The following is a 3,135-nucleotide window of genomic DNA, read 5'->3' as shown; positions in this document are numbered from 1 at the left end:
CCGGGACTGTTCGCGCCCCTCTACCTTACCCTGCCGCATGGAAGCGTGACCTGCCTGCTCGGCGCCTCGGGCGTGGGCAAGTCCACCCTGCTGCGACTGCTCGCCGGGCTCCCCACCGGCGTGGCCTTCCATGGCGAGGTCAGGACCGTACCCGCCGCGTTGATGGGGCAGGATCCCGGCCTCTTTCCGTGGCTGAGCGTCGCGCAGAACGTCGATCTGGGCGCACGGCTGCGGCGCGAGCCGGCGGATCCCGTCCGCACTACGGCCCTGATCGAGGCAGTAGGACTGGAGGGGCTGGCCGACAGGCTGCCCGCCCAGCTCTCCGGCGGGCAGAGGCAGCGTGTTGCCCTGGCAAGGACACTGGCCGAAGATCGGCCGCTGGTGCTGCTCGACGAGCCGTTCTCGGCGCTCGACGGCCGGCTCCGTCTGCTGATCGGCGACATGGCGGTGCGGCTGCTGGCAGGCCGCACCGTGCTGATCGTCACCCACGATCCCGCCGAGGCGGCGCGGCTGGGCGACCGGATCGTGGTCATGACGCCTTTAGGACTGTCTGAACATCCCGCACCGCCCGGACACGTTCCCCGCCGCCACGATGCGGCCGCGGTGCTGCGGGCTCAGGCGATGCTGACAGGCAGGCTCCTCGCATGATCCGTGCCATTCTGGGGGTGCTGATCGGGCTGGCGCTGTGGCAGGCAGCGGTGTGGCTGACCCGCCTGCCGCCGTATCTCCTGCCCGGCCCCGGGCGCGTGCTGGAGGCGCTGATCGCCGCGCGCGCCGAGATCGCGCTGGCCACCCTCCAGACGGCGGGCGAGACGTTGATCGGCCTTGCGTTCGGCACGGCACTTGGGGTCGCCCTGGCGCTCACGATGGCGAGCTGGAGGCCTCTCGGCCGGGCGCTCGGCCCCGCGCTGATCGTCAGCCAGGCGATCCCGATCTTCGCGTTGGCGCCGATCCTGACGCTCTGGCTCGGCTTCGGCACCGCGCCCAAGATCGCGATGGTCGTGCTGATCGTGTTCGTGCCGGTGACACAGGCGCTCTATGACGGGCTGATGGCGCCGCCGCCGGCGCAGATGGATGTCGCCCAGACGATGGGGGCATCGCGTATCGCCCTGCTGCGTCATCTGCGCCTGCCCGCATCCCTGCCGAGGCTGGCGTCCGGCATCAGGCTGGGCGCCATCTATGCTCCCGTCGGGGCTGTCATCGGAGAATGGATCGGAGGCGCGCGCGGCCTTGGCGCCCTGATGCTTCAGGCCAATGGTCGAATGAAGACCGACCTGATGTTCGCCGCCCTCATCATGGTTGTGGCACTGTCGCTGACAGTCTACGTGGCGGTTGATCGGCTGCTCGCACGGTTTCTGGTCGGGCGAGGCTTCTGACGATGTTCCCGATCGGGCAACAACTGAACCACCGCCCGAACCCAGGACAGGTTGCCGGCTGACTTGATCTGCGGCATCGGGAGAAAACTCCCTTCTCGTGTTCGGCATTGAACACTTCCATGCCTTATAGGCTTAGCAAAGGTGTCCACTGAAGCGAGCGACCATCACCGCAGGCCTCGTCGGAACACCGCAAGCGGCACCGGTTGGGACAGCAACGGATTTCCCTTCCACACTTGCTGTCCGAGAAGGAGGAAGATGGGATAGGCCTTGGGAAGGCCGGGAAAGCTGGGGCCGCGATGCGGCGTGGGCACAAGCGGCACCGGCACTGGCAGAACGGGCATCTAGCAGGCATTGTCACAGGCGGCCACCCTGCAGCAAGGGCGGCCGCCGCTGAACGCCGATCTTGACGCATGCATGGCGATCAGCGTCGACTGAGGTTCCTCCAGTTTGAGTAAAGCCTGCTGTCGGCACGACTGAACCCCTGACCCGCGTGGGTGCCATGATCCCGCTGCTGCAACCCGACCCGTATATCCTCCTTCTGACGGGCGCGGGCTTCCTGATTGCCTTGGTGGCATGGCTGCCGCTGGCGCTGCGGCGATTGCCCCTGTCCCTGCCCATCGTCTGCATTGGGCTGGGGGCGGCGCTCTTCTCGCTCCCGGGGGCCAGGCTGGAGCCTTCGCCGCTGGCCTATCCCGAGATCACCGAACGGCTCAGCGAGTTCGTCGTCATCATTGCGCTGATGGGGGCCGGGCTGAAGCTCGACCGGGTGTTCGGGCTGCACCGCTGGGAGGTGACCTGGCGGCTGATCCTCGTCACCCTTCCCTTCAGCATCGGCGCCATCACCCTACTTGCCGGAACATGGGTGGGCTTTGCATGGCCGGTGGCGTTGCTTCTGGGCGCGGCGCTGGCGCCGACCGATCCGGTCCTGGCCGCGGACGTGCAGGTTGGCCCGCCCAAGACCGGCGAGGAGGATGAGGTTCGTTTCGGCCTGACCTCGGAGGCGGGCATCAACGATGGCGCCGCCTTCCCTTTTGTCCATCTGGCCATCGCCGTCGCCCTCGCAGGCACGACGGGAGAGCCCTGGGCGCTGAAGTGGCTGAGCTACAACGTCCTCTGGGAGATCGGCGCCGGCGTCGCGGGCGGTTACCTGATCGGCCGCGCCTTCGGCTGGCTCACCTTCCGGATGCCGGCCGAGACCAAGCTCGCGCAGACGGGCGACGGGCTGATCGCGCTCTCCGCCACCTTTGTGTCCTACGGGCTGACCGAGATCATCCACTCCTATGGTTTCCTGTCAGTGTTCGTCACCGCTCTGACCTTCCGCGCAGCCCATCGCAGCCACGACTTCCACCGCGAGATGCACGACGTCACCGAACAGGTCGAGCGCCTGGCGATGATGGTGCTTCTGCTGCTGTTCGGAGGTGCGCTGGCCAAGGGCCTGCTGGCGGGGTTGACTTGGGGGGACCTCGCCGCGGCGCTGATCATCCTGCTGGTCATCCGCCCGGTGACGGGACTGATCGGTTTGGCCGGGTTCAGGGCTTCGTGGAGCGAGAAGCTGACGATCGCCTTCTTCGGCATCCGGGGCGTGGGATCGATCTACTATCTGGCTTATGGCCTGAACCACATGGAGGTCGACGGCGGCGAGCGCCTGTGGGCCATCGCGGGCCTGGTGATCCTGATCTCCATCCTCATGCACGGGCTGACCGTCACGCCCGTCATGCGCCTGCTCGATCGGACCCACGGCCGCGATCCCGATGCAGAT

The 3,135-nt window shown here is 67.4% G+C and carries 3 protein-coding genes; all 3 read left to right on the top strand.

Features of this window, described 5'->3' with window-relative positions:
* Nucleotides 1–6 precede the first annotated feature (6 nt).
* Complete coding sequence (locus KTN05_RS17275) at nucleotides 7–648, top strand: ABC transporter ATP-binding protein (protein ID WP_254368335.1); 642 nt, start codon at nucleotides 7–9, stop codon at nucleotides 646–648.
* A 17-nt stretch (nucleotides 649–665) separates the two neighbouring features.
* On the top strand, nucleotides 666–1,376 hold the full coding sequence (locus KTN05_RS17270; RefSeq protein ID WP_371823404.1) for an ABC transporter permease: 711 nt from the start codon (nucleotides 666–668) through the stop codon (nucleotides 1,374–1,376).
* Nucleotides 1,377–1,875: 499 nt separating this feature from the next.
* On the top strand, nucleotides 1,876–3,135 hold a 1,260-nt coding region (locus KTN05_RS17265), incomplete at its 3' end, for a sodium:proton antiporter (protein ID WP_254368334.1).

It is taken from the genome of Paracoccus sp. Z118, from assembly GCF_019061185.1.
Taxonomy (GTDB): Bacteria; Pseudomonadota; Alphaproteobacteria; order Rhodobacterales; family Rhodobacteraceae; genus Paracoccus.
The sequence above is the reverse complement of the archived record's forward strand: the minus strand, read 5'-3'. Positions and strand labels throughout refer to the sequence as shown.